Origin of the sequence: Methylorubrum populi, assembly GCA_036946625.1 — a bacterium.
Taxonomy (GTDB): Bacteria; Pseudomonadota; Alphaproteobacteria; order Rhizobiales; family Beijerinckiaceae; genus Methylobacterium; species Methylobacterium populi_C.
This window is the reverse complement of sequence record JAQIIU010000003.1, coordinates 811026-834950: the sequence shown is the minus strand read 5'-3', so window position 1 is coordinate 834950 and position 23925 is coordinate 811026. Positions and strand designations below refer to the sequence as shown.

19 protein-coding genes, 1 tRNA gene and 1 pseudogene are annotated in these 23925 nt (G+C 70.1%); 14 read left to right on the top strand and 7 right to left on the bottom strand.

What is annotated here, in order from left to right; translation table 11 throughout:
• Nucleotides 1-2: 2 nt before the first annotated feature.
• Together PGN25_15340 and PGN25_15335 are read right to left on the bottom strand one after the other, a co-directional pair.
• On the bottom strand, nt 3-1082 hold the full coding sequence (locus tag PGN25_15340) for a 2Fe-2S iron-sulfur cluster binding domain-containing protein (protein MEH3118914.1): 1080 nt from the start codon (nt 1080-1082) through the stop codon (nt 3-5).
• Between the two features lie 23 nt (nt 1083-1105).
• Nucleotides 1106-2227 (bottom strand): fatty acid desaturase, encoded by a 1122-nt coding sequence (locus PGN25_15335; protein MEH3118913.1) that lies wholly within the window; start codon nt 2225-2227, stop codon nt 1106-1108.
• 263 nt (nt 2228-2490) lie between these two features.
• Between PGN25_15335 and PGN25_15330 the strand changes: the two genes are divergently transcribed.
• Both PGN25_15330 and PGN25_15325 read left to right on the top strand, forming a co-directional pair.
• Nucleotides 2491-3597: an NAD(P)-dependent alcohol dehydrogenase gene (locus PGN25_15330; GenBank protein MEH3118912.1), complete on the top strand. Its 1107-nt coding sequence runs from the start codon at nt 2491-2493 to the stop codon at nt 3595-3597.
• Nucleotides 3598-3676: 79 nt separating this feature from the next.
• On the top strand, nt 3677-5077 hold the full coding sequence (locus PGN25_15325; GenBank protein MEH3118911.1) for an aldehyde dehydrogenase family protein: 1401 nt from the start codon (nt 3677-3679) through the stop codon (nt 5075-5077).
• A gap of 208 nt (nt 5078-5285) precedes the next feature.
• On the opposite strand, the gene PGN25_15320 is transcribed toward PGN25_15325, so the two are convergent.
• Nucleotides 5286-6221, bottom strand: a complete 936-nt coding sequence (locus PGN25_15320) for a nitronate monooxygenase (protein MEH3118910.1) — start codon at nt 6219-6221, stop codon at nt 5286-5288.
• A gap of 51 nt (nt 6222-6272) precedes the next feature.
• Nucleotides 6273-6986: an outer membrane beta-barrel protein gene (locus PGN25_15315; GenBank protein ID MEH3118909.1), complete on the bottom strand. Its 714-nt coding sequence runs from the start codon at nt 6984-6986 to the stop codon at nt 6273-6275.
• 215 nt (nt 6987-7201) lie between these two features.
• On the opposite strand from PGN25_15315, the gene PGN25_15310 reads away from it, so the two are divergent.
• Complete coding sequence (locus PGN25_15310; GenBank protein ID MEH3118908.1) at nt 7202-8329, top strand: acyl-CoA dehydrogenase family protein; 1128 nt, start codon at nt 7202-7204, stop codon at nt 8327-8329.
• On the top strand, nt 8329-9519 hold the full coding sequence (locus PGN25_15305) for an acetyl-CoA C-acyltransferase (GenBank protein ID MEH3118907.1): 1191 nt from the start codon (nt 8329-8331) through the stop codon (nt 9517-9519). The genes PGN25_15310 and PGN25_15305 overlap by 1 nt, the downstream gene beginning before the upstream one ends.
• 430 nt (nt 9520-9949) lie before the next feature.
• Here the strand turns inward: PGN25_15305 and PGN25_15300 are convergent.
• Nucleotides 9950-10763 (bottom strand): annotated as a pseudogene (locus tag PGN25_15300) (IS5 family transposase).
• A gap of 270 nt (nt 10764-11033) precedes the next feature.
• Nucleotides 11034-11108: transfer RNA gene (locus PGN25_15295), tRNA-Thr, on the bottom strand.
• A gap of 284 nt (nt 11109-11392) precedes the next feature.
• Between PGN25_15295 and rpsT the strand changes: the two genes are divergently transcribed.
• The 6 genes from rpsT to PGN25_15265 all read left to right on the top strand — a co-directional run bounded on the left by rpsT (nt 11393) and on the right by PGN25_15265 (nt 17569).
• Nucleotides 11393-11659 carry a 30S ribosomal protein S20 gene (gene rpsT, locus PGN25_15290; protein ID MEH3118906.1) on the top strand — a complete coding sequence of 89 codons (267 nt, stop codon included), beginning with the start codon at nt 11393-11395 and terminating at the stop codon, nt 11657-11659.
• A 722-nt stretch (nt 11660-12381) separates the two neighbouring features.
• Nucleotides 12382-13887, top strand: a complete 1506-nt coding sequence (dnaA, locus tag PGN25_15285) for a chromosomal replication initiator protein DnaA (protein MEH3118905.1) — start codon at nt 12382-12384, stop codon at nt 13885-13887.
• Between the two features lie 255 nt (nt 13888-14142).
• Entirely contained in the window at nt 14143-15264 is a 1122-nt protein-coding gene (dnaN, locus tag PGN25_15280; protein MEH3118904.1) for a DNA polymerase III subunit beta, read from the top strand.
• Between the two features lie 68 nt (nt 15265-15332).
• Nucleotides 15333-15569, top strand: coding sequence for a hypothetical protein (locus PGN25_15275; GenBank protein MEH3118903.1), 237 nt, complete (start codon nt 15333-15335; stop codon nt 15567-15569).
• Between the two features lie 219 nt (nt 15570-15788).
• Nucleotides 15789-16949: a DNA replication/repair protein RecF gene (recF, locus tag PGN25_15270; protein ID MEH3118902.1), complete on the top strand. Its 1161-nt coding sequence runs from the start codon at nt 15789-15791 to the stop codon at nt 16947-16949.
• Between the two features lie 8 nt (nt 16950-16957).
• On the top strand, nt 16958-17569 hold the full coding sequence (locus PGN25_15265) for a LysE family translocator (protein MEH3118901.1): 612 nt from the start codon (nt 16958-16960) through the stop codon (nt 17567-17569).
• Between the two features lie 3 nt (nt 17570-17572).
• Here the strand turns inward: PGN25_15265 and PGN25_15260 are convergent, their stop codons facing one another.
• A complete protein-coding gene (locus tag PGN25_15260; protein MEH3118900.1) occupies nt 17573-17806 on the bottom strand; it encodes a type II toxin-antitoxin system VapB family antitoxin in 234 nt (77 codons plus the stop codon).
• 110 nt (nt 17807-17916) lie between these two features.
• Here PGN25_15260 and recQ point away from each other — a divergent pair, with 110 nt between their 5' ends.
• The 4 genes from recQ to purL all read left to right on the top strand — a co-directional run bounded on the left by recQ (nt 17917) and on the right by purL (nt 23912).
• Nucleotides 17917-19764, top strand: coding sequence for a DNA helicase RecQ (gene recQ, locus PGN25_15255; protein ID MEH3118899.1), 1848 nt, complete (start codon nt 17917-17919; stop codon nt 19762-19764).
• A gap of 198 nt (nt 19765-19962) precedes the next feature.
• Nucleotides 19963-20127, top strand: coding sequence for a hypothetical protein (locus PGN25_15250; GenBank protein MEH3118898.1), 165 nt, complete (start codon nt 19963-19965; stop codon nt 20125-20127).
• Nucleotides 20128-20291: 164 nt separating this feature from the next.
• On the top strand, nt 20292-21503 hold the full coding sequence (locus PGN25_15245; protein ID MEH3118897.1) for a hydrolase: 1212 nt from the start codon (nt 20292-20294) through the stop codon (nt 21501-21503).
• 183 nt (nt 21504-21686) lie between these two features.
• Nucleotides 21687-23912 carry a phosphoribosylformylglycinamidine synthase subunit PurL gene (purL, locus tag PGN25_15240; protein MEH3118896.1) on the top strand — a complete coding sequence of 742 codons (2226 nt, stop codon included), beginning with the start codon at nt 21687-21689 and terminating at the stop codon, nt 23910-23912.
• The last annotated feature ends 13 nt before the right edge of the window (nt 23913-23925 follow it).

The following is a 23925-nucleotide window of genomic DNA, read 5'->3' as shown; positions in this document are numbered from 1 at the left end:
TCTCAGAGCCCCGAGGGCTCGAACTTGTCGGCGTGGATGCGCCCGCGCGGCATGCCCAGCGCGGCGAGCCGGGTCTCGACCGCCTCGACCATCGGGAGCGCGCCGCAGACGAAGGCGGAGGCCTCCGGCAGATCGATCCCGAGGTCTCGGTCGAGCGCCGCGGTGACGAGGCCGCGCGCCCCGTCCCAGCCGCTGCCGGCCGGCTCGTGGGAGAGGAGCGGCACGACGCGCACGCGGCCGGGGGCCAGGCCTGAGAGCCGTTCCAGGCGGTCGAGGGCGAACAGGTCGGCTCGTGTCCGCACGCCGAAGACGATGGTGATGCCCTCGGCAGGGAAGCGCCGCAGGCGATCCTCCGCGATCGACAGGATCGGCGCGATCCCGGTGCCGCCGGCCACGCACAGGGCGTGGCGCGGGGTGTCGTCGAGGCCCATCTGGCCGAACGGCCCTTCGAGCCAGATGCGCACGCCGCGCCGGTCTTGGCGCCCCAGCCAGCCGGAGAAGCGCCCGCCCGGCAGATGCTTGACGAGGAAGCCGACCTCACGGGTGCCGTCCGACCCGGGGGCTGCGTCGTAGAAGGAGAACGAGCGCCTCACGAAGGAGCCGGAGACGGCGAGCGCCGCGTACTGCCCGGCCTCGAAGACCAGCGGCTCTTCGAGCGCGAGGCGCAGGTCGATCACGCCGCCGGGCAGGATGCGCCAGCCGGAGATTTCGCCGACGATGGAGCGCGGCAGCGTCACCCGGTGATCGAGCAGCCCGACCTCGATCTCGAGGTCGGAGCGCACCTTGGCCTGGCAGGCGAGGATGTAGCCGTCCTTCAGGTCGCGGTTGGTCAGCGGCGAGAGGGCGAAATCCACCAGCGGGCTGATCCGCCCCGAGACCAGCCGCGTCTTGCAGCGCCCGCAGGTGCCCACCCGGCAGGAATGCGGGTAGTTGATGCCCTGGCCGAGCGCGGAGAGCAGCAGCAGCTCGTTGCGCCCGACCGTGAAGCCCCGCTCGCTCGCCACCGCGATGCGGCAGCCCCGGGCATCCTCGCGGGTGGGGGCCCGGGTCTCGCCCGGGACCGTGAGGGTATCGACCGACATCGGCGTGTCCTCCCTCGGGTCCGTCAGGGTGCCACGGCGAAGCGGGCCTGGGCGAGGCTCGGGCGTTCGTTGAGGTCGCCCCAGCCGGCACGGATGTTCTCGGCCTCGGCGATCTCGCGCTCCTGCGGGGTGGCGTAGTGCCGGTCCCAGTGGTGCAGCTTCTCGCGGATCATCATGAACCAGAGCGGCGGCACGAACGCGAGGAGCAGGCAGATCAGGAATTGCGGCTGCTTCGGACCGGTGCGGTCGGGGACGAGCTCGTAGAAGGGCTTGTAGCTGTCCTCGTGGTGGCCGGTGTGGTTGGTGATCTCCAGGGCCAGGAGGCGCACGAACGGGGTCAGGTGGTTCCAGGTGTGGCGCGGCTCGAACCGGCCCGGCGTCGCGGTGACGAGGCCGTAATGCTGGGTGTAGTTGAAAATCTCGAGCAGGATGCGGGGGCCGAGCAGGCAGACTCCGACCCCGGCCAGTGCCCCGGACCCGCCGCCGATCAGCCAGAGCAGGCCGACGAAGCCCGCGAGGATGCCGACGCGCCAGACCCAGGCGTTGCGCGGGTCCCACCAGGCGCGCTCGCGCTTCGTCCACATCCGGCGCTCCAGATGGTACGATTCCGCGATCTGGCCGGCGAAGGTCTTGGCGAGGTGCCGGTAGAGGTTCTCGCCGCGGCGCGCGTAGTCGGGGTCGTCCGGCGTCACGGTGTGGATGTGGTGCGTGACCACGTGCGTGATCTCGCGCCAGGGATCGAAGATCATCACCATCCCGATCCGGCCGAGCCAGCGATGGAACAGGTTTTCGCGGTGGAACATCTCGTGGAGCACCGGGGCCACGATGACGAACTGCGTGAACATCATCGTCACGAAGCCGCCGATCTTCGACGCCGTGGTCTCGAAATGGCCCTGCCCGACCAGCCACGCGTAGAACAGGATCATGGCAAAGCCCATGATCAACTGCACCGAGACGATCCCGTCGTAGAGCCAGGGAAAACGCGTGTCGCGCACCGAGTGGTCGGGCTCCAGGAAGGCGTCGAACAGCAGGATGCCGATCAGGATGCCGAAGCCGAGCCAGGCATGGGGACCGCCGAGCCAGAGCCCGTAGGCGGAGGTCGCCAGCAGCACGGGCGACAGAAGGTATTTGGCGTAGTCGAGCATGGGCCTCCTCCCGGCCGGAGCGCCCCTGGAACCGCTGCGGCGGTGTCCGGGGCATCTCGATTGCCCGGAGAGTGGCAAGCGCCGTCGGGGCACGCCCCAACCCAAAGTCTGGGTCGGGTCCGAAAGGGACGGGCGCCGCCCGCCGCCTCACCGGCATGAGGCCCCGTCCGGACCCGACCTTTCGGCGGGGTCGCCCGCGCCGGCCGCGGCGTATGCTCGGCCCGCGATCGTGAATCGCGAAAGAATTCGGGGGAGACGATTCCATGGAGGCACTCGCCGCCGTCCTCGACGCGCCGCAGGACCGGTTCCGCCTGCGCCCCGTCGACATCGCCGGACCCGGGTCCGGGCAGGTGCGCGTCCGGGTCAAGGCCGCCGGCATCTGCCACACGGACCTGATCTTCGCTTCCGGAGCGATGGGCAGCCCGTTCCCGCTCATCCTCGGCCACGAGGGGGCGGGCCTCGTCGAGGCGGTGGGCCCCGGCGTCTCCCACGTCGCGCCGGGCGACAAGGTGCTGCTGACCTTCGATTCCTGCGGCGGCTGCCCGACCTGCCGCAGCGCGAGCCCGGCCTATTGCCACAGCTTCATGGCCCTCAACTTCGCCTGCGTCGACGCCGAGGGCGGCTCGCCGGTACACGATGAGGCCGGTGGCCGGGTGGCTGCCCGCTTCTTCGGCCAGTCCTCCTTCGCCAGCCTGTGCATCGGCAGCGCCCGCAACGTGGTGAAGCTGCCCGCGGAGGCCGACCTCGGCACGCTGGCGCCGCTCGGCTGCGGGGTGCAGACCGGCGTCGGCGGCGTGCTGCGCTCGCTCGCGGCAAAGGCCGGCTCGGCGCTCGTCGTCATGGGGGGCGGCGCGGTGGGTCTCAGCGCCGTGCTGGGCGGCACGATCGCCGCGTGCGCGCAGATCGTCCTGATCGAGCCGCGCCCGGAACGGCGGGCGCTCGGCCTCGAACTCGGCGCGACCCACGCCATCGACCCTGCGGCGGAGGATGCCGCCGCGGCGGTCCGCGCGATCCTGCCGGCGGGTGTGGACTACGTGTTCGACACCAGCGGCAACGTCGTGGCGCTCGAATCCGCCCTCGCGATGCTGGGCCCGCGCGGCACCCTCGGCATGGTCGGCGTGCCGGGCACCCTCGACGCCGCCTTACGCCTGCCGATCGTCCCGGCGATCTCGGCCGGCTTCACGGTGAAGGGCATCATCGAGGGCGACAGCGACCCGCAGAGCTTCCTGCCCGAACTGGTCGCGCTCCACGCCGCCGGCCGCCTGCCGGTCGAGCGCTTCGTGCGCTTCTATCCCTTCTCCGAGATCAACGAGGCGATCGCCGACGCGCATGCCGGCCGCTGCGTCAAGGCGGTGCTGCGCATCGACTGAGGCGCCGGCACCCGCGACCTGAGACGACAAGAGCAATCCTGGACGACGAGGGAGGATCACGATGCTGGACTTCACGGCCATGACGATCGACGGGCGCGACGCCGCCGCCCCCGGCCGCATCCCGGTGCGCAATCCGGCCAACGGCGAAGTCTTCGCCCAGGTGCCCGATGCAGGTGCGGCGGAACTCGACGCGGCGGTCGCGGCGGCGGCGCGCGCCTTCCCCGGCTGGGCCGCGACACCCTGGGCCGAGCGTCAGGCCCGCGTCGCCCGGATCGGCGAGGCGATCGCGGCGAACGCCGACGCGCTCGCCCGGCTCCTGACCCGCGAGCAGGGCAAGCCGCTGGCCCAGGCGCAGTTCGAGGTGACGGCGGCCGCCCAGTGGTGCGGCGCGATCGCCTCGATGGAACTGCCCGTCGCGGTGGTGGAGGACACGCCCGAGCACCGGGTCGAGACGCACCGCGTGCCGATCGGCGTGGTGGGGGCGATCTCGCCGTGGAACTTCCCCATCCTGCTCTCGGTCTGGAAGATCGCCCCCGCGATCCTCACCGGCAACACCCTCGTGCTGAAGCCCTCGCCGTTCACGCCGCTCTGCGTGCTGCGGATCGGTGAATTGCTGCGCGAGATCCTGCCGCCGGGCGTCGTCAACATCGTCACCGGCGGCGACGGACTCGGGCCGCTGATGACGGCGCACCAGGGCTTCGGCAAGATCAGCTTCACCGGCTCGACCGCCACGGGACGGCGGGTGATGGCGAGCGCCGCCCCGACCCTGAAGCGGATCACGCTCGAACTCGGCGGCAACGATCCGGCGATCGTCTTCCCCGACGTGGACGTGCGCGCTGTCGCCGAGCGGATCTTCTGGTCGGCCTTCACCAACAGCGGCCAGATCTGCGTGGCGACGAAGCGCGCCTACGTGCACGCGGACATCTACGACGATGTCCTCGCGGCCCTGCGCGCCATCGCCGAAGCGGTGCCGATGGGCGACGGCGCGCAGCAGGGCATCGCGCTGGGGCCGGTGCAGAACCGCGCCCAGTACGAGCGCGTGCAGGCGCTGCTGGCCGATTGCCGGACCTCCGGCGCGAGGGTGATCGAGGCGGGCCGCGCGCCCGAGGGACCGGGCTACTTCATCCCCGTGACGCTGATCGACGATCCCGAGGAGACGAGCCGCATCGTGCAGGAGGAGCAGTTCGGCCCGGTCCTGCCGCTGATCCGCTTCACCGACGAGGACGAGGTGGTGGCCCGCGCCAATGCCAGCGAGTACGGGCTCGCCGCCACGATCTGGACCGGCGACGAGGCCCGCGCCCTGCGGCTCGCCGGACGGATCGAGGCCGGCAGCGTCTGGATCAACGAGGCGCTGGCGCTCTCGCCCTTCGCGGCCTTCGGCGGCCACAAGCAGTCGGGCGTCGGCCAGGAGAACGGCATCGGCGGGCTGGAGGAGTTCACCAACCCGAAGACCGTCACGATCCGCCGCCCCGCGGCCTGAGGCCACCGCCATCCGCATCGCGGGGTGCGAGGCTCCGCGTGTCGAGCGGCTTCCGTGATCGAAGGATCGCGCAAGCCGCTGCCGTTTCAGGATCGCCGCGCGGCTCGGAACCAGCCCACCTTCGCCTCGGCAAAGAAGAAACCGTGCCGTCACTGGGACGGCACGGCTCAAGGTGGTCCGGGTCAAGGACGGGAGGAACGGCGAAACGCTATTCGCGCGTGAACGGGTCGTCGGCGAGGCGGGCAAGCGCCGCGCGGTACTCGGCCGTCAGGCGCGCGCAGAGAGCGGCGGCGGCCGGCACGTCGTCGAAAGCCGCCACGCCCTGGCCGGCCGACCAGACCGACTTCCAGGCTCTCGCCTCGTTCTCCATGTCGAGGGCGCCGTGGGGGACGAGGTTGTCCGGGTCGAGCCCGGCCGCGGCGATCGAGGGGCGCAGGAAGTTCGCCGCCACCCCCGAGATCGCTGGCGTGTAGAGGATGTCGGCGGTGCCGGCGGAAGCGGTCATCCGCTTCTGCGCCTCGCCGACGAGGGATTCCTTCGTCGCGAGGAAGCGGGTGCCGAGATAGGCGAGATCGGCCCCCATCGCCCGCGCGGCGGCGATGTCGGCTCCGGTCGAGATGGCGCCGGAGAGCGCGATCGCGCCGGAGAAGAACGAGCGGATCTCGGCGACCAGCGCGAAGGGCGAGAGCGTGCCGGCATGGCCCCCCGCCCCGGCACAGACGGCGACGATGCCGTCGACCCCGGCCGCGGCCGCCTTCTCGGCGTGGCGCCGGCCGATCACGTCGTGGAACACGAGCCCGCCGTAGAAATGGATCGCGTCCACCACGTCGCGCACCGCGCCGAGCGAGGTGACGACCAGCGGCACCCGGTGGCGCACCACCGCGTCGAGATCGGCCGCGAGCCGCGGGTTCGAGCGGTGGACGATGAGGTTCACGCCGTAGGGCGCCGCCCCCGGATGCTCGGCGAGGCGCGCCGCGATCGCGTCGAGCCAGACGACGAACCCGTCCGTGCTGCGCTGGTTCAGCGCCGGAAAGGTGCCGACCACCCCGGAGCGGCAGACCTCGACCACGAGATCCGGGCCCGATGTGAGGAACATCGGCGCGGCGATGGCCGGCAGGCGCAGGCTCTGGAAGAGGGCGGGCATCGCCACGGTATCGTTCTCCTTGCCGGCGCCGGGCTTCCGATCTTTCTCGCGTCAGAACCGGTAGGTGAGACCGGTATGCAGGATGGCGGGATCGAGGTCGATCTTGCCGGTGACCCGTGCGCCGCCCAGGCCGGGGATGGCCGGGTTGAGGAAGCCCTTCAGCTTCGTGCCGACGAAAACCTTGTTGTACGAGAAGAACAGGCCGAGCTTGTCCGTGAGCATGTAGTCGAAGCCGACCCGCAGCACCGGCCCGAGGGCGTTGTTCACCTTCAGGCGCTGGATGTCCCCGTCCGTGGTGTCGAAGATCAGCGTGTAGTTCACGCCGACGCCGACGAAGGGCTGGAACGCGCCGAAATTGCGGAAGTGGTAGTTGAGCGCCGCGACCGCCGGACCGTACTGGACGCGCCCCGCCGTCAGCCCGGCGATGGCGCCGGTGCCGCTGATCGTGGTGGTGGGCGGATAGCCGATGATGCCGATGGCGGAGATGTTCGGCGTGAAGAAATAGCCGACGCCGAGGGCGAAGGTCTCGCCGTCGCCGACCCGCGCGCGGGCGCCGGGGATCTCGGTGCCGAAGGCCGAGACCCGCGCACGCTCGTAGAAGTTGACGCTGGCGAGGCCGGCCTGGACGTACCACGTGTCCTGCGGGGCGGCCGCGAAGCTCGGAACGGCCGGCTGTGGTGCGAGATCCGCCGCACGCGCCTGTCCTCCTGCCGCGATCAGCCCGATCGCCAGGGCCGCTCCCGCGACCGCTTTCCCGAAAGCCATGTCCACCCCCCCTGTCCGGCCTGCGTCGTCGCGGGGTAGGATGGCCGGGGATCGGGCCCGAGGAGCCCATACCAAAATCGTGCCCGCGGCGGGTTCGCGGAGATGTTGTGCCGTGGCCACACCACCGCTGCGGAGGGATGTCGCGCCCCGGCCGAAGGGATGGGGCGCGCCGATGCCGAGGCGGCGTAAAGCTCGCATCCGGGAGGAACCGGCCGATGATCCTGACGGACGAGCAGACCATGATCCGCGACGCGGTGCGCGCCTTCGTCGGCGACGCGATCCGGCCGCGGTCGCGGGTGTTCGAGCGGGACGGCTGCTATCCGGCGGAGGTGTTCGAGGCGGTCGCAGGCCTCGGCCTGATGGGCATGACGGCGCCCGAGGAATTCGGCGGGGCGGGCGCCGACTACATCTCCTACGCCCTCGCGCTCATGGAACTCGCGGCCGGCGACGGAGCGCTCTCCACCATCGTCAGCATCCAGAACGGCCTGATCGTCAACAGCCTGCTGGCGGAGGGCAGCGCGGCGCAGAAGGCGCGCTGGCTGCCCGATCTCGTCTCCGGCCGCACCATCGGCGCCTTCGCCCTGACCGAGACCGATGCCGGTTCCGACGCGGCGGCGATCCGCACCCGGGCCCGGCGCGTCGAGGGCGGCTGGCGGCTCGACGGGCGCAAGCAGTTCATCACCTCCGGCCGCATCGCCGGCCTCGCCCTCGTCGTCGCGGTCACCGATCCGGAAGCGGGACGCCAGGGCATGACCGCCTTCCTCGTCCCCACCGACACGCCGGGCTACGGCGTCGAGAAAGTCGAGCACAAGCTGGGCCAGAGTGCCTCGGACACCTGCGCGCTGCTGTTCGAGGGGCTGGAACTGCCCGACGACGCGGTGCTGGGCCGGATCGGCGGCGGCTACCGCACGGCGCTGGCCAATCTGGAGGTCGGACGCATCGGCATCGCCGCGCAATGCGTCGGCATGGCTCAAGGCGCCCTCGACATCGCCGTCGCCTACGCCAAGGAACGCCGCAGCTTCGGCAGCCCCATCATCGCGCATCAGGCGGTCGGCTTCCGTCTGGCCGACCTCGCCGCCCGGCTGGAGGCGGCGCGCCAGCTCGTGCTGCACGCCGCCGCCCTCAAGGATGCGGGCCGCCCCTGCCTGCGCGAGGCCTCGATGGCCAAGCTCGTCGCCAGCGAGACGGCGGAGGCCGTCTGCTCCGGGGCGATCCAGACGCTCGGCGGCTACGGCTACCTGGAAGAGTACGGCGTGGCCAAGATCTACCGCGATGTGCGGGTGTGCCAGATCTACGAGGGCACCTCCGACATCCAGCGGCTCGTCATCGCGAGGACCCTGTGATGCGCACCGACGCCCGTTCCGACACCGTGATCCTCGGCTATGCCCGCACCCCGATGGGCGGTCTGCTCGGGAGCCTGAGCGGCCTCACCGCGCCCCGGCTCGGCGCCGCCGCGATCCGTGCGGCGCTCGCCCGGTCCGGTGCCGAGGGCGCCGATGTAGACCGGGTGCTGATGGGCTGCGTGCTCATCGGCGGTCTCGGCCAGGCGCCCGCCCGGCAGGCGGCCCTCGCCGCGGGGCTGCCGGAAGCGGTCCCCTGCACCACGGTGAGCAAGGTCTGCGGCTCCGGCATGGAGGCGCTGATCCTCGGCCATGCCCTGTTGCGGGCCGGTCTCGCGCACCTCGTCGTGGCGGGCGGCATGGAGAGCATGAGCAACGCGCCGCACCTCCTGCCGGATCTCCGCGGCGGCGCCCGGCTCGGCCATCGCGGCGCGGTCGACAGCCTGTTCCACGACGGCCTGGAGGATGCCTACGAGCCGGGGCGCCTGATGGGGAGCTTCGGCGACCGGATCGCCGCCGAGTACGGCTTCAGCCGTATCGATCAGGACGCCTACGCGCTGGAAAGCCTGCGCCGGGCGCTGGCCGCACAGGCGGAGCACGCCTTCGCGCGCGAACTGGTCGGCGTGTCGGTCGGGGCGATGCGCGTCGAGCAGGACGAGCAGCCCGGGAAGGCCAAGCCCGACAAGATCCCGTCGCTGCGCCCGGCCTTCTCCCCGGACGGGACCGTCACGGCGGCCAACGCCAGTTCGATCTCCGACGGCGCCGCCGCCCTGGTCCTGGCCGATGCCGCGTCCGCGCGGGATACGGGACTCGCGCCGCTCGCCCGCATCGTCGGCACGGCCGGCTACGCCGGACCGCCCGCCCGCTTCGCCTGCGCGCCCGTTCCCGCCATCCGGACCCTGCTGGAGCAGGTCGGCTGGGACGTATCCGAGGTCGACCTGTTCGAGATCAACGAGGCTTTCGCACTCGTGCCGATGATCGCGATGCGGGAACTCGGCATCCCGCACGACCGGCTCAACGTCCACGGCGGCGCCTGCGCGCTCGGCCACCCGCTCGGCGCCAGCGGTGCGCGCATCGTCGCGACGCTCATCGGCGCCTTGCAGGCTCGCGGGCTGAGGCGCGGCGTCGCCAGCCTCTGCATCGGCGGCGGCGAAGCCACCGCCCTTGCCGTGGAGATGATCGGACCGATTTGACGCCCCGATCCTCCCGACCCCTCATCATGAGGTGATGCCGAGCGGCCTCGGAAGATCCTCGCTTTTGGCGCCGAAGGCGATCGGTGCAATCGGTCACGGCCTGACCGATGGAGATCGGCGGCTGGGCTTGTCGCTGCTCGCCGCCGCCGAGGCGCGTGCGACGGCCGCTTTGCCCCCCGCACATCGTGCCGTGGCGCCAGACGATAACTGCTTCGATCCGGAAGTAAGAGTGCCTCACAAGACTCTCGATCACTGATCACGCTCGCTCCGGGCGCAACGGCGCAGCGGGCGTTTTGCGAGAGACACTAGAGTATCGTCCCGAAAGGTGGACTCCGGCTTTTGAAAAAAGCCGATGAAAAATCAATAATCTATGGTTAAAATCCGATCAATATATTGCTTTATCTGTGGAATTCTGATTATCTAGAGCGTATTATGCACTTTCCATGAGCTTTTCGGCTTGCCGGAGCATGATGCAGACGAAGGCGACCATGTGAAGACCTGCCAATGTGCTGGCGTAGCGCTCGTAATCCTTGACCAGACGCCGGCAGCGGGTCGCCCAGGCGAACGAGCGCTCCACCACCCACCGGCGCGGCAGCAGAACAAAGCCACGCTTGGCGTGCGGCGCCTTGTCCACCTCCAACTCGATGCCATGAGCCTTCTTCGCGGCGGCCGCAGGCTTGGGACCAGAGTAGCCCTGGTCGACAAAGCCCACCTCGATGCTGTCCTGCGTCTGCGCCTGAACCGCGGCGGCCAGCCGGCCGACCTCGGCCCGGTCATCGATATCGGCGGGCGGTCACGTGCAGCGCCACGACATGGTCGGGCGTATCCACCGCCAGATGCCCCTTCGCACCCCGCTTGCGCTTGGCCCCGTCGTAGCCCGCCCGCTCACCGCTCTCGGGCGAGGAGCGCAGCGTCCGGCTGTCGAGGATCACCGCCGATGGCTCCGGCTCCCGCTCGGCCGCCATCCGCAGCCCCGCACGCAGGTCGCCAGCCACGTCCGCGAAGCTGTCGGCGGACAGCCAGCGCTGCGTCTGCTGGTAGACGGCGGCCCAGGGCGGCAGATCGTGCGGCATGAACCGCCACGGTGCGCCCGTCCTCGCGATGTAGCGCAGCCCGTTGGACACCTCGCGCAGATCGTGGTCGCGCTGGACCGAGTCCTCCCGCAGCAAGGCGAGACAGGGCACCACCAACGCCCACTTCTCATCGGACACATCGGACGGGTAGGCGCGAAGATCGGTCGGCATGAACCACAACGCCAAACCGGTCCGTCAGCTCATAACACGCTTCAGAGCCTGTTTGAGCGGCTGGCGTGTCTTCGTCAGGCAACGGCAGGACAAGAGGAAAGCCATAACTCCCATCCCCACCCTCATCCTGAGGCGCCGCGAAGCGGTCTCGAAGGGTGTTCCAGATCCCGCGCGATCCCTGGAGCCCCCTTCGAGGCCTCCGCTGCGCTCCGGCACCTCAGGATGAGGGGCGAGATGGGATCACCGCTGTCAAACAGGCTCTGAGAAGGATGGTGCTGCGAGAGAGGATTGAACTCTCGACCTCCTCATTACCAATGAGGTGCTCTACCACTGAGCTACCGCAGCGCGGTGTCGGGGGGCGGTGCCGCCGCCGAACTGGACGCGGCATTAGCGGATCGCTTTCCGCTTGGCAACGCTCCTGCGGCCAACAAAATGCACGAACGGCAAGACCGAGCCGTGGCGTGACGATTTGTTGACGGATCGGGGGGGCGTCGCTATAGAGCGGCCTTCACGTCCGGCCGCAGTCCTGCAGCCGGGTGTTTCGCCTTTGCTTATCATTCAGGCTGCGCTGACCGATACCGGATCGTCCGGGGTCGGGTCGTTGCCGCCGCGACCAGACGAGGATGCCCATGGCCAACACCGTGTCGGCCAAGAAGATGACCCGCAAGATCGCCAAGCGTACGGCGATCAACCGCTCGCGCCGCTCGCGGATGCGCACCTTCGTCCGCAAGGTCGAGGAGGCGATCGCCTCCGGCGATCAGGGTACGGCCCTCGCCGCCCTCCGTGCCGCCGAGCCGGAGATCATGCGCGCCGCCCAGCACGGCATCGTTCACAAGAACAACGCCTCGCGGAAGGTGTCGCGCCTCGCCGCGCGGGTGAAGGCCATCGCCGCCTGAGACGCCGAGGGGTCTGCCGGCCTCTTCGAGAGGGATCTGTCCGGCGCCTGCTGCCGCGATGACGAATCGAGCCCGGTCCTTGACCGGGCTTTTTTCGTGCGCGTTCGCCGAGGCACCGGTCCGAAGCCGGCATACACCCGGCGGGCGCTTCCTTCTTCGGGGGCGCCCGGCGTCCTTCGGCGCCTTGGAGCCAACGCGCTCTCTCACGCCGAACCGGTGTCCACTTCGGCGGAGAGCGCTCTAGTTGTGCACCGTTCCCCGACGCTTCTCCACATTTCGTGTGCCGTTATCCCGAATCACCCCTTGCGAGGGACTGTCCGGCTCGTCGGCAGGACCTGGTTAACCATGTTCGAGGTCCCGCCTGTTGCCCGCTGCCGCGCTGACCGTGTAGCTTAACGAAACCTTGCCGACCGGGCGACTCGACAAGATGAGCACCGATACCCCCTGAGTCGTCCCCAAGTTGCCGGCAGGCCTTCGACTCTTCGGCCCCGGGCCGACGACTCGGGGCGCGTGCAGATGTTTTCCCCGATCGTCCCGCTGTTAGGAGAACGATAGAGGATTGTTGATACACAGCCATCTTTAGCGATGGTCGATGGCGCTGCTCTTGACAGCGCCGAGGCCGATCTCGGCACCGCCCGACTCGGGGCGGTGCCTCTCTCGTGTGGCGTATGCGTACGCATCCCCCGCCGGTCCGCCGGCCCGGGATGCGAGGAGACACGGTAATGCACCTCGACGGCAGCATGGCGGACGGCGACGGCGGGAACGGCAGGGGGGGCGCCGACATCCCCGCGGCCTGGGCTCGGGTGAAGCGGCGGCTGCGGGCGGAACTCGGTGAGGATGTGTTCGCGAGCTGGTTCGCCCGTCTCGAACTGGAGGAGGTGTCCGGCAACGTCGCCCGGCTCACCGTCCCGACCCGCTTCCTCAAGAGCTGGATCGAGTCGCATTATCTCGACCGGGTGCTGACGACGTTCCATGCCGAGGCCGAGATCGTGGAGCGGATCGAGGTCGGCGTGCGCGGTCCGTCCGCGTCGGCCCGGCCCGCGGCCGGCGCCCCCATGAAGCCGCATCCGACCAGCGGTCCGCTGACCCGGCTCCACGCCACGGCGACGCCGGCCGCCCTCCAGGGCCCCGGCCCGATGATCGAGCCGGAGATGGCCGCGCCCCGCGGGGACGCGGCCGCGATCGATCTCAACGGTGCGCCGCTCGATGTGCGTCTGACCTTCGCGAGCTTCGTCGTCGGCCGCTCGAACGCCCTGGCGCATGCCGCCGCCGAGCGGATCGCCCGCAGTGACGGCGAGGGTGTGCTCTACAACCCGCTCTACGTCCATGCCGGCGTCGGCCTCGGCAAGACGCATCTGCTCCACGCCGCCGGCCACGCCGCCCGCGAGGCCGGGCGCCGGGTGATCTACCTCACCGCCGACCGCTTCATGTACGGCTTCGTCAACGCCCTGAAGACGCAGAGTGCGCTCGCGTTCAAGGAGCGCCTGCGGGCGATCGACCTGCTGATCCTCGACGACGTCCAGTTCATCCAGGGCAAGTCGATCCAGACCGAGTTCGGCCACACCCTCAACGCGCTGATCGATTCGGGCCGCCAGGTGATGGTCGCCTCCGACCGGCCGCCGACGGAACTCGAATCCCTCGACGAACGGGTGCGCTCGCGGCTCGCGGGCGGCCTCGTCGTCGAGATCGGCGGCCTCGACGAGGGGCTGCGCACCTCGATCCTGTCCGCCCGCCTCGACGCCGTGCGCCAGAGCCACCCGAATTTCGAGGTCTCGCCGGCGGTGTCCGCCTACGTCGCCCGGGCGATTACCGCCAACGGCCGCGATCTCGAAGGCGCGGTGAACCGGCTCCTGGCCCATGCCACGCTGACCGGCGCGCCGGTGACGGTCGAGACCGCCGAGACCGCGATCCGCGACCTCGTGAAGAACCGCGAGCCGAAACGGGTGAAGATCGAGGACATCCAGAAGCTGGTGGCCTCGCGCTACAACGTCTCGCGCTCCGACATCCTGTCCGAGCGCCGCACCGCCGCCGTGGTGAAGCCGCGCCAGATCGCCATGTACCTGTCGAAGGTGCTGACCCTGCGCTCCCTGCCGGAGATCGGCCGCCGCTTCGGCGGGCGCGACCACACCACGGTGCTGCACGCGGTGCGCAAGATCGAGAAGCTGATCGGCGAGGACGCGGTGCTCGGCGATGAGGTCGAACTGCTGAAGCGCATGCTTCAGGACTGACCGCCGGCCGGCTTCGGGCGTGGGTTTCCCCTCGCGCCCGAGTTTGGAGTGCACCAGGAACCCGTCCGCGGTGCCGCGCGGGCGGGACGGGGCCCCAGGGCAATCGCTCGAAGCGATCGCCCTGGGACAGGCCCCCTGGCGCCCTTGCCTTCGGAGGGGCGCTTCGCCAAGCTGTGCGCCCCCTCCCCAACCCGCCGTTCTCGGGCCGGATCGCGGGCGGACGGGCCACTTGTTCAAGAGACGACGGGTTTTCCGATGAGAGTCACAGTCGAGCGCGCGGCCCTCCTGAGATCGCTCGGCCACGTGCACCGGGTCGTGGAGCGGCGCAACACGATCCCGATCCTCTCCAACGTCCTGCTGCGCACCGGCGAGAACGGTCTGCAGTTGAAGGCGACCGACCTCGACATCGAGGTGACCGAGACGGTGCCGGCCGACGTGCTCGATGCCGGCGCCACCACCGTGCCGGCGCACGTCATCTACGACATCGTGCGCAAGTTGCCCGAAGGCGCGCAGGTCTCGCTCGAGACCTCCGGAGACACCGGGCAGATGACGATCCGCTCCGGCCGCTCGCGCTTCGCGCTCGGCGCTCTGCCCGAGGACGATTTCCCCGATCTCGCCGCGGGCGAGTTGCCGCATTCCTTCGCGATCCCGGCGGCCGAGCTGAAGCAACTGATCGAGAAGACGCAGTTCGCGATCTCGACCGAGGAGACGCGCTACTACCTCAACGGCATCTACTTCCACACCGTCGAGGTCGAGGGCGCGCCGAAGCTGCGCGCGGTGGCCACGGACGGGCACCGGCTCGCCCGGGTCGAGACCGACGCACCTGAGGGCAGCCGCGGCATGCCGGGCATCATCGTGCCGCGGAAAGCCGTCGCCGAGATCCAGAAGCTCGTGGACGACGGCGGCGAGAGCGTGCAGGTCGAGCTGTCGCCGGCCAAGATCCGCCTGACCTTCGCCGGGGGCGTCACCCTGATCTCGAAGCTGATCGACGGCACCTTCCCGGATTATCAGCGGGTGATCCCGACCGGCAACGACAAGCGCCTGACCGTCGAGCGCGACGCCTTCGCCAAGGCGGTGGACCGCGTCTCGACCATTTCCTCCGAGCGCGGACGCGCGGTCAAGCTCGCCATGGGCGACGGCCGGCTCGCCCTCTCGGTGACCAACCCGGATGCCGGCTCGGCCACCGAGGAACTGGACGTCGACTACGAGGCCGCCGCCCTCGATATCGGCTTCAACGCCCGCTACCTGCTCGACATCACCGCACAGCTCCAGGCCGACACCGCCCTGTTCAAGCTCGCCGATCCCGGCTCGCCGACGCTGATCCAGGACCGTGAGGGGGCGCCGGCGCTCTACGTGCTGATGCCGATGCGCGTGTGACGCGGGGACGACGCCTCGCGCCTCTCGCTCGCCGAGGATATGGTGATGGCGAGGGAGCCCCAAGCGAATTGGCCATGTCGAAGCCCGTTATCCTCGACCCCGAGCAATCGGCCTTCGATCTCGTCGCCGCAGGGCGCGATCCGCCTGCCGTCGTGGACGGCATCAGGCTGCTGAAAGCGCGCGAAAGACGCCTCGCCGCGTCGCGGGACGCATGGTGCGAGGGCGCGGCGATTACGAAACCGCCGACGCGGTTTTCGATGACGCGGTTTTCGATGACATGGCCGCCCATGACGGCGCGAGGGTGAAGGCCGGCGGGTGAGACCGCTCGTCATCGCAGCGGACAATCCGAGCCGAGCGGTCCGCTTCGTCGCCGAACGGCGCGAGCGCTGCCGATCCCGAACGCCGATGCAGGGGCGCCCTGCACCCGAAATCGCACTGGACGTCCGCATCCTCGTGTTCCGCTCGTATCCGATCCTTCTCCCGCGTGCTTCGTTCCGCTCGGGATCGATCCGGCCTGTCGCCGTATGAATGAGTCCACCCCCGTCGCGACCCGCCTCACCCGCCTGATCGCCCGCGATTTCCGCAACCATGTCGACCTCGACCTCGCCATCGCGCGCCGCTTCGTGGCGCTGGTGGGCGAGAACGGGGCGGGCAAGACCAACCTTCTGGAGGCGGTCTCGCTGTTCTGCCCCGGCCGCGGCCTGCGCCGGGCCGATCTCGCGACCATGGCCCGTCTCGGCGGCCCCGGCGGCTTCGCCGTCTCGGCCACCCTGGAAAGCGAGGAGGCCGAGCACCGGCTCGGCACCGGCTACGAGCCGCCGGGCTACGACGGACGCGGCATGCGGGTCTGCCGCATCGACGGGGCGCCGGCCCCCTCCCCGGTCGCCTTCGCCGAGTTCCTGCGGGTCGTCTGGCTGACGCCGGACCTCGACGGGCTGTTTCGCGGGCCGGCCGGCGACCGGCGCCGCTTCCTCGACCGGCTCGTGCTCTCCGTCGATGCGGGCCACGGCGCCCGGGTCTCGGCGATGGAGCGGGCCCTGCGCTCGCGCAACCGTCTGCTCGACGAGCGGCCGGACGATGCCCGCTGGCTCGACGCGGTCGAGCGCGAGGTGGCCGAACTCGGCGTCGCCGTGGCACTCGCCCGGCGCGAGACGGTCGAGCGCCTCGACCGGCTGATCGCCGAGACGCGGGACGATGCCGCGCCCTTCCCGTGGGCCTCCATCCGGCTCGAAGGCGATCTCGACGATCTCGTCGCGGTCTGGCCGGCGCTGGAGGCCGAAGATCGCTTCCGCCGGGCGCTGATGCAGGGCCGAAACCGCGACCGGGCCGCCGGCCGCACCCTGATCGGGCCCCAGACCACCGATCTCGTCGTGCGCCACGGCCCCAAGGACGTGCCCGCCGCGACCGCCTCGACCGGCGAGCAGAAGGCGCTGCTGATCGGCCTCGTGCTGGCCCATGCCCGGCTGGTGCGGGCGATGAGCGGACTCACGCCCCTGATCCTGCTCGACGAGGTGGCCGCCCATCTCGACCCGCGGCGGCGGGGCGGGCTGTTCGAGGCTCTCGAGGCCCTGGAGGGGCAGGTCTGGATGACAGGGGCCGATCCGGCCATGTTCGTCGAGTTGTCTGGCCGCGCCGACATGGTACGGATAGTGGACGGGCGCGCCGTAGCGCCGGATGCCGGCTGAGACGTGGAATGCCTCTGTCAAGCCTCGCGCTGTTCGCGGCCGTATACGCAGTTGCGGTCGCCTCCCCCGGGCCGGGTGTGTTTGCTCTCGTCGCCCGCGTGCTGGCGCGCGGCACGCGCGGTGTCCCCGCCTTCATCGCGGGATTCCTCGTCGGTGACCTTCTCTGGTTTTTCGTCGCCGCGATGGGTTTCGCGTTGCTCGCGCAGAGCTTCGCTGCGCTCTTCATTGGTTTCCGCTATCTGGGCGCGGCCTATCTTGCCTACCTTGCGTGGCGGGCTTGGACCGCGCCCGTCGAACCCGTCGCGACCGAGCCGGTCCGCGGCGAGAGCGGGCTGCGCCTCTTCCTCGGTGGTTTGGCCTTGACGCTCGGCAATCCGAAAGTTGTCCTGTTCTTCCTCGCCCTGCTGCCGACCGTGATCGATCTCGAACATCTGAGACCGCTCGGGATGGCGGAGATCGCCGTTACCATCGTGGTCGTGCTCGGCACGACGCTGACTGCCTACGCGCTTGCCGCGCTTCGGGTCCGACGCCTTTTCGTCTCGGTCCGCGCGCGGCGGGCGGTGAACCGGGGAGCCGGTACCGTGATGGCGGGGGCAGCCATCGTCGTTGCAGCGCGATGAGGTTTACGTTGGATCGGAGTGGATATCGGCTTCAAACACGGTATCCGACTCGGCTGCCGCAGTTCCGTAGCGCTGCCGCGACGGGTACGATTTCGTCTCGTCCGCCAGCGACGCTTCGCAGAGTTGCAGCTCGTTGAGGAGTGCCATACGCACAGCTTCGGTCTCGTCGACCTGCAACAAAGCGGCCAGTTGCTCGGCGAGTTGATCGACTTCCTCGCCGTCGATCGTCAGGGACATGGGCACACGTCTCGGCTACAACCAGCGCGTTGCCGCTGTAGGGTAGGCGCCGTTTCCGACCGGCACAAGCCGCCGAACCTTTTAGTCCTAGCCCGAGCTTTCGAGACCCCATGTCCCAACGCCTCGACGAGGCCCGCGCCGCGCTCAAGAAAACCTTCGGCTACGACGACTTCCGTTCCGGACAGGACGAGGTGATCGGCGCCGTGCTCGACGGCGCGGACGTGTTCGCGGTGATGCCGACGGGCTCGGGCAAGTCGATGACCTACCAACTGCCCGCCCTGGTCGATGCCGGGCTCACCGTGGTGGTCTCGCCGCTCATCGCGCTGATGCACGATCAGGTGCAGCAGATGCGCGCCTTCGGCATCGAGGCCGCGACCCTGAACTCGACGGTGGCGGAAACGTCTTCGCGCGAGACGTGGCGCAAGATCCGCTCCGGCGCCCTGCGGCTGCTGTTCGTTTCGCCGGAGCGACTGCTCATGGACGGCTGCATGGAGGCCCTGCGCGGAGCCGGCGTGCGGCGGCTGGCTGTCGACGAGGCGCACTGCGTCTCGCAATGGGGCCACGACTTCCGCCCGGAATATCGCGAGATCGCCCGCGCCCGCGAGGCGCTCGGCAACGTGCAGACGCTGGCGCTGACCGCCACCGCCGACGCCGCGACGCAGGCCGAGATCGCCGAGCGGCTGTTCCCGGCGGGGCGCCCGCCCAGAACCTTCGTCCACTCCTTCGACCGGCCGAACATCCGCCTGACCTTCCAGCCGAAGGACAACCCGACCCGCCAGTTGGAGCGCTTCCTGCGCAACCGGCGCGCGGAGAGCGGCATCATCTACTGCTCGTCACGCAAGCGGGTGGAACAGCTCGCCGACAGCCTGAAGGCGGACGGCTTCAACGCCCTGCCCTACCATGCCGGGCTCGATCAGGGCATGCGGGCGAAGAACCAGGACACCTTCCTGCAGGAGGACGGCGTGGTGATGACCGCCACGGTCGCCTTCGGCATGGGCATCAACAAGCCGGACGTGCGCTACGTCTGCCACGCCGACATGCCGACCAACATCGAGGGCTATTATCAGGAGATCGGCCGCGCCGGCCGCGACGGACTGCCCTCCGACACGCTGACCCTCTACGGCCTCGACGACATGGCGCTGCGGCGGCGCCAGATCGACGAGAAGGAGATCTCGGAGGAGCGGCGCCGGGTCGAGCGGCGCAAGCTGGAGGCGATGATCGCGCTCTGCGAGGGTGCCGCCTGCCGCCGCCAGTCGCTGCTCGGCTATTTCGGCGAGGCGAGCGCCGCTTGCGGCCGCTGCGACCTGTGCCGCAGCGGCGTCTCCCTCATCGACGGCACGGTGGCGGCGCAGAAGCTGCTCTCGGCCATCGTGCGCACCGGCCAGCGCTTCGGCGCGGCCTATGTCTGCGACGTCGTGCACGGCAAGGAGAGCGAGCCGATCCGCCGCAACGGCCACGCCGCGCTCAAGACCTTCGGCGTCGGCGCCGACAAGCCGGTGGCGGCTTGGCGCGCCCTGCTGCGCCAGCTCTTCGCCGCCGGTGCGGTGGCCGAGAACGCCGACGGGTACGGCGGCCTCGTCATGACCGAGAAGGGCGAGGCGATCCTGTTCGGGCGCGAGACGATCGAGGTCAGGCCCGATCCCGAGCCGAGGAAGGCCGAGCCGAGGAGCCGCCGCGCGATGTCCCGCGACGACGAGGCGAACGCGCTGAGCGAAGCGGACGAGGCGCTGTTCCAGCATCTGCGTGGCCTGCGCGCCACCATCGCCCGGGCGGAGGGGATTGCCGCCTTCATGGTGTTTCCCGATCGCACCCTGATCGAGATGGCGCGCTCGAAGCCAGTCGATCCGTGGGCGCTGCGCTCGGTCCACGGGGTCGGCGAGCGCAAGCGCGAGGCCTACGGCGAGCGCTTCACCGCTGCGATCCGCGCGTTCCTGGCCGATGCCGAGAGGGCCGGCTGACGCCCATCACCCTCCGTCCCTGACGGCAAATCTCCGCCCGATCGCGACTCGCCGCGACCGCCCGCCGCAGCGCGGGCGATTTGCCATGCAAGGCTTATCCACAGATTGTCCACAGCAAGAACATAAAGCGAACATTCGCAGCCGAAGAGCGCGGCGCGCTTCCGCTCGCGGGTCCTGTCCACATCCGGGGGACGCACCATGAGAACCGCCGACAAGCAGATCGCCGACACCCGCGGGCGCCGCCTCGTCGTGCTGGTCGGCCAGCGCCGGGCGATCGGCATGGCCGTGCGCGAGGGAGCGTCGCGACGGCGCTGGACCAAGCTGCGGGAATGGCTCGAGGCCGGTCGAACGCGACCGGTGTGACGTGTTTGCCCTCGCCGCGGGACCACCGCATCGTGTAGGCAGCGGGCGAACGGGCGTGCCCCCTTGGCCGCCCTTCCCGATTGCGAGAACGGCGGTCCGCCATTCCTGAACTCGACGATAGAGCATCGTCCCGAAAGGTGGCCGCCGGCTTGTCTGAAAAGGCGATGCGGAAACAAGAGGCGAGCGCAGCGGTCCGGCAGGTCTTCTACCTGCCGGGCTTCGATCCCCGCGAGCCCGAGACCTATTGGGGCCTGTTCCGCCGCGAGAGCCGCTTCACGGCGCAGCGGCGCGGCATGGCGATCGCGGTCGGCGACCCTGTGCGATCCGACGACGGCATCAGCCTCGACTGGGATGTCGCGAGCGAGACCGAGGGCGAGGCAACGCGGGTGCGCTACAGCCTGCTGCGCTGGGACGACATCGTGCGGGCGCGCTTCCCCCGCTCCAACCTGCGCCGGCTCACGAGCCTGCCGGGCCTGTGGTGGCGTCTGTGGCGCTCCGGCTACCTGAAGGCGTTTCGGCGCGAGGCGCGGCGCTTCTACCGGGTCATCGTCAGCGTCCACCAGTTCTACCTGGCCTTCGTCCTCCTCAGCCTCGCGGCGGCCGTCGCGGCGGTGACACTGACGCCGCTCGCGGATCTGCCGCCCCTGGCCGGCGCCGTCCTCGTGCCGATTTTCGCCTACGCGATCCTCGGCCTCGTCACCCGTCTCACCCGCGGAAAGCCCCTCTACGTCGCCCATCTCGTCGATGACACGGCGTTCACCCACGACCACGCCTCCGGCCGCGAGACCGCGATGCGCGAGCGCCTCGGGCCCTGGGCCGAGCGCATCCGCGCCGCGGAAGGCACGGCGTCCGAGATCGTCGTGATCGGCCACTCCTCGTCGAGCTTTCTCGGCTTCGAGTGCCTCGACCGCATCCTGAGGGCCGATCCGGCGTTCGGCCGCCGCGGCACGCCGGTGACGTTCGTGACCATCGGCAGCGTCATCCCCTGGATCACCCTCGACCCACGGGCGGGCGAGGCGCGCGCCTCCTTGGCCCGGATCGGCCGCGACACCGCGATCGGCTGGCTCGATATCCGTGCCGATTGGGACTGGCTCTCGATCCACCTGCGCGATCCGGTCAGCGCCTCCGGCCTGCCGGCCGCCCCACCCGGGCGCCTCGCGGTGATGCGGGTGGACATCGCGGACCTGATCGAACCGGCCCTCGTCGCGCGGCGGCGCTGGAACCTGTTCCGCATGCACTTCCAGCTTCTGATGTCGAGCCGGGCGCGAAACGCCTTCGATTACGTCGCCTTCGTCGCCGGGCCGGAGCCGGTTCACGAGGCGGTGGAAGGCTGCCGGGCAACGCGCGCGACGGCGAAGAGCGAACAATTTACCTAGGGAAAACAAAAACCGGGTGGTGCGCAATCCTCTTGCGGCGGCGGTGGCCCTTTGCAGCCGGTGCTGATCCGCACTAGAGCGATGCGCAAAGTCTGTTTGCGTCGCAGCGGGCCGAGGGGCCTGCCGTCCGCGGTTCGGGCGAACCGTGTGGACCGGCGACAGAGGTTTGGGACAGGGCTTCGGATGTTTCGCAACGATGTTCCGATCACCCCCGAGCTGGTGCGCCAGCACGGCCTGACGCCCGACGAGTACGAGCGCTTCCGCGCCCTCGTGGGCCGTGAGCCGACGCTGACCGAGCTCGGCATCGTCTCGGCGATGTGGAACGAGCACTGCTCGTACAAGTCCTCGCGCAAGCACCTGCGCGGCCTGCCGACCTCGGGTCCTCACGTGATCCAGGGTCCCGGCGAGAATGCCGGCGTGATCGATATCGGCGACGGGCTCGCCTGCGTCTTCAAGATGGAGAGCCACAACCACCCGAGCTTCATCGAGCCCTACCAGGGCGCGGCGACCGGCGTCGGCGGCATCTTGCGAGATGTCTTCACGATGGGGGCTCGACCCATCGCCGCCCTGAACGCCCTGCGCTTCGGCGCGCCGGATCATCCGCGTACCCGCCACCTCGTCTCGGGCGTCGTCGCGGGCGTGGGCGGCTACGGCAATTCCTTCGGCGTGCCGACGGTGGGCGGCCTCGTCGGCTTCCACAGGCGCTACGACGGCAACATCCTCGTCAACGCCATGGCGGTGGGCCTCGCCCGCACCGACGCGATCTTCTACGCGGCGGCCGCCGGTGTCGGAAACCCGATCGTCTATCTCGGCTCGAAGACCGGCCGCGACGGCATCCACGGTGCCACGATGGCCTCGGCCGAGTTCGACGAGGCCAGCGAGTCGAAGCGCCCGACGGTGCAGGTCGGCGACCCCTTCGCCGAAAAGCTCCTGCTGGAGGCCTGCCTCGAACTAATGGCCTCGGGCGCCGTCATCGCGATCCAGGACATGGGCGCGGCGGGCCTGACCTGCTCGGCGGTGGAGATGGGCGCCAAGGGCAATCTCGGCGTGGAACTGCACCTCGAAAAGGTGCCGACCCGCGAGGAGGGCATGACTCCCTACGAGATGATGCTCTCGGAGAGCCAGGAGCGGATGCTCATGGTGCTCAAGCCCGGCATGGAGAAGGAAGCCGAGGCGATCTTCGTGAAATGGGGCCTCGACTTCGCCGTGATCGGCCGCACCACCGACACGTTGCGCTTCGTCGTCAAGCACGATGGGGAGGTCGTCGCCGACCTGCCGATCAAGGAACTCGGCGACGAGGCGCCGCTCTACGACCGGCCGCACATCGCCGGCACGCACCGGCCGGTCGTCGCCGCCGCGAGCGTCGAGGCGAGCGTGTCGAACGCCGAGGCTCTCAAGCGCCTGATCGGCTCGCCGGAACTCGCCTCGAAGCGCTGGGTCTACGAGCAGTACGATCACTTCATCCTCGGCAACACCGTGCAGAAACCGGGCGGCGACGCGGCCATCGTGCGGGTCGAGGACGGGCCGAGGGGGCTCGCGCTCACCACCGACGTGACCCCGCGCTACTGCGAGGCCGATCCCGTCGAGGGCGGCCGGCAGGCGGTGGCGGAAGCGTGGCGCAACATCACCGCGGTGGGTGGGCGCCCGCTGGCGATCACGGACAACCTCAACTTCGGCAACCCCGAAAAGCCCGAGGTGATGGGCCAGCTCGTCGGCTGCCTGAAGGGCATCGGCGAGGCCTGCCTCGCCCTCGACTTCCCCGTCGTGTCCGGCAACGTCTCGCTCTACAACGAGACCAACGGCGTCGGCATCCTGCCGACCCCGACCATCGGCGGCGTCGGCGTCATGGACGACGTCGAGCGCCACGCCACCGTCGCGCTCAAGCGCGAGGGCGACGTGCTGGTGCTGATCGGGCGCACCGAGGGCTGGCTCGGCCAGTCGCTTTACCTCTCGGAAGTTCTCGGCCGCGAGGAAGGCGCACCGCCGCCGGTCGATCTCGCGGTCGAGCGCCGCAACGGCGACTTCGTGCGCAGCCTGATCGTCTCCGGCATCGCCGATACCGTGCACGACCTCTCCGACGGCGGCCTCGCCGTGGCGCTCGCCGAGATGGCGATGGCCGGCGGCCTCGGCGCGGCGCTCCCTGCGGCGCCGGACGGCGTGCCGGCGCACGCCTTCCTGTTCGGCGAGGACCAGGGCCGCTATCTGATCGCCGTGCCGGCGGAAGCGGCCGCCGACCTGCTCTACAGCGCCTCGGCGCAGGGGATCGATGCGGCGACCGTGGGCATCGTCGGCGGCGACGGCTTGGTGCTGCCGGGAGAAGAGTCCATATCCGTGGCCGAGCTGAAGGCGGCGCACGAGAGCTGGTTCCCCGCCTATATGGCGAGCCGGCCGGCCGCCCCGGCGGCCTGACGAAACCGACGAG

Bases quoted from the DNA above. Each gene is read 5' to 3' on its own strand.
- dnaN (MEH3118904.1), top strand. From the start codon at position 14,143: ATGAGAGTCACAGTCGAGCGCGCGGCCCTCCTGAGATCGCTCGGCCAC.
- rpsT (MEH3118906.1), top strand. From the start codon at position 11,393: ATGGCCAACACCGTGTCGGCCAAGAAGATGACCCGCAAGATCGCCAAG.
- PGN25_15310 (MEH3118908.1), top strand. From the start codon at position 7,202: ATGATCCTGACGGACGAGCAGACCATGATCCGCGACGCGGTGCGCGCC.
- PGN25_15330 (MEH3118912.1), top strand. From the start codon at position 2,491: ATGGAGGCACTCGCCGCCGTCCTCGACGCGCCGCAGGACCGGTTCCGC.
- PGN25_15340 (MEH3118914.1), bottom strand. From the start codon at position 1,082: ATGTCGGTCGATACCCTCACGGTCCCGGGCGAGACCCGGGCCCCCACC.
- PGN25_15305 (MEH3118907.1), top strand. From the start codon at position 8,329: ATGCGCACCGACGCCCGTTCCGACACCGTGATCCTCGGCTATGCCCGC.
- recQ (MEH3118899.1), top strand. From the start codon at position 17,917: ATGTCCCAACGCCTCGACGAGGCCCGCGCCGCGCTCAAGAAAACCTTC.
- PGN25_15245 (MEH3118897.1), top strand. From the start codon at position 20,292: ATGCGGAAACAAGAGGCGAGCGCAGCGGTCCGGCAGGTCTTCTACCTG.
- PGN25_15320 (MEH3118910.1), bottom strand. From the start codon at position 6,221: ATGCCCGCCCTCTTCCAGAGCCTGCGCCTGCCGGCCATCGCCGCGCCG.
- recF (MEH3118902.1), top strand. From the start codon at position 15,789: ATGAATGAGTCCACCCCCGTCGCGACCCGCCTCACCCGCCTGATCGCC.
- dnaA (MEH3118905.1), top strand. From the start codon at position 12,382: ATGCACCTCGACGGCAGCATGGCGGACGGCGACGGCGGGAACGGCAGG.
- PGN25_15325 (MEH3118911.1), top strand. From the start codon at position 3,677: ATGACGATCGACGGGCGCGACGCCGCCGCCCCCGGCCGCATCCCGGTG.
- purL (MEH3118896.1), top strand. From the start codon at position 21,687: ATGTTTCGCAACGATGTTCCGATCACCCCCGAGCTGGTGCGCCAGCAC.
- PGN25_15265 (MEH3118901.1), top strand. From the start codon at position 16,958: ATGCCTCTGTCAAGCCTCGCGCTGTTCGCGGCCGTATACGCAGTTGCG.
- PGN25_15250 (MEH3118898.1), top strand. From the start codon at position 19,963: ATGAGAACCGCCGACAAGCAGATCGCCGACACCCGCGGGCGCCGCCTC.
- PGN25_15315 (MEH3118909.1), bottom strand. From the start codon at position 6,986: ATGGCTTTCGGGAAAGCGGTCGCGGGAGCGGCCCTGGCGATCGGGCTG.
- PGN25_15335 (MEH3118913.1), bottom strand. From the start codon at position 2,227: ATGCTCGACTACGCCAAATACCTTCTGTCGCCCGTGCTGCTGGCGACC.
- PGN25_15260 (MEH3118900.1), bottom strand. From the start codon at position 17,806: ATGTCCCTGACGATCGACGGCGAGGAAGTCGATCAACTCGCCGAGCAA.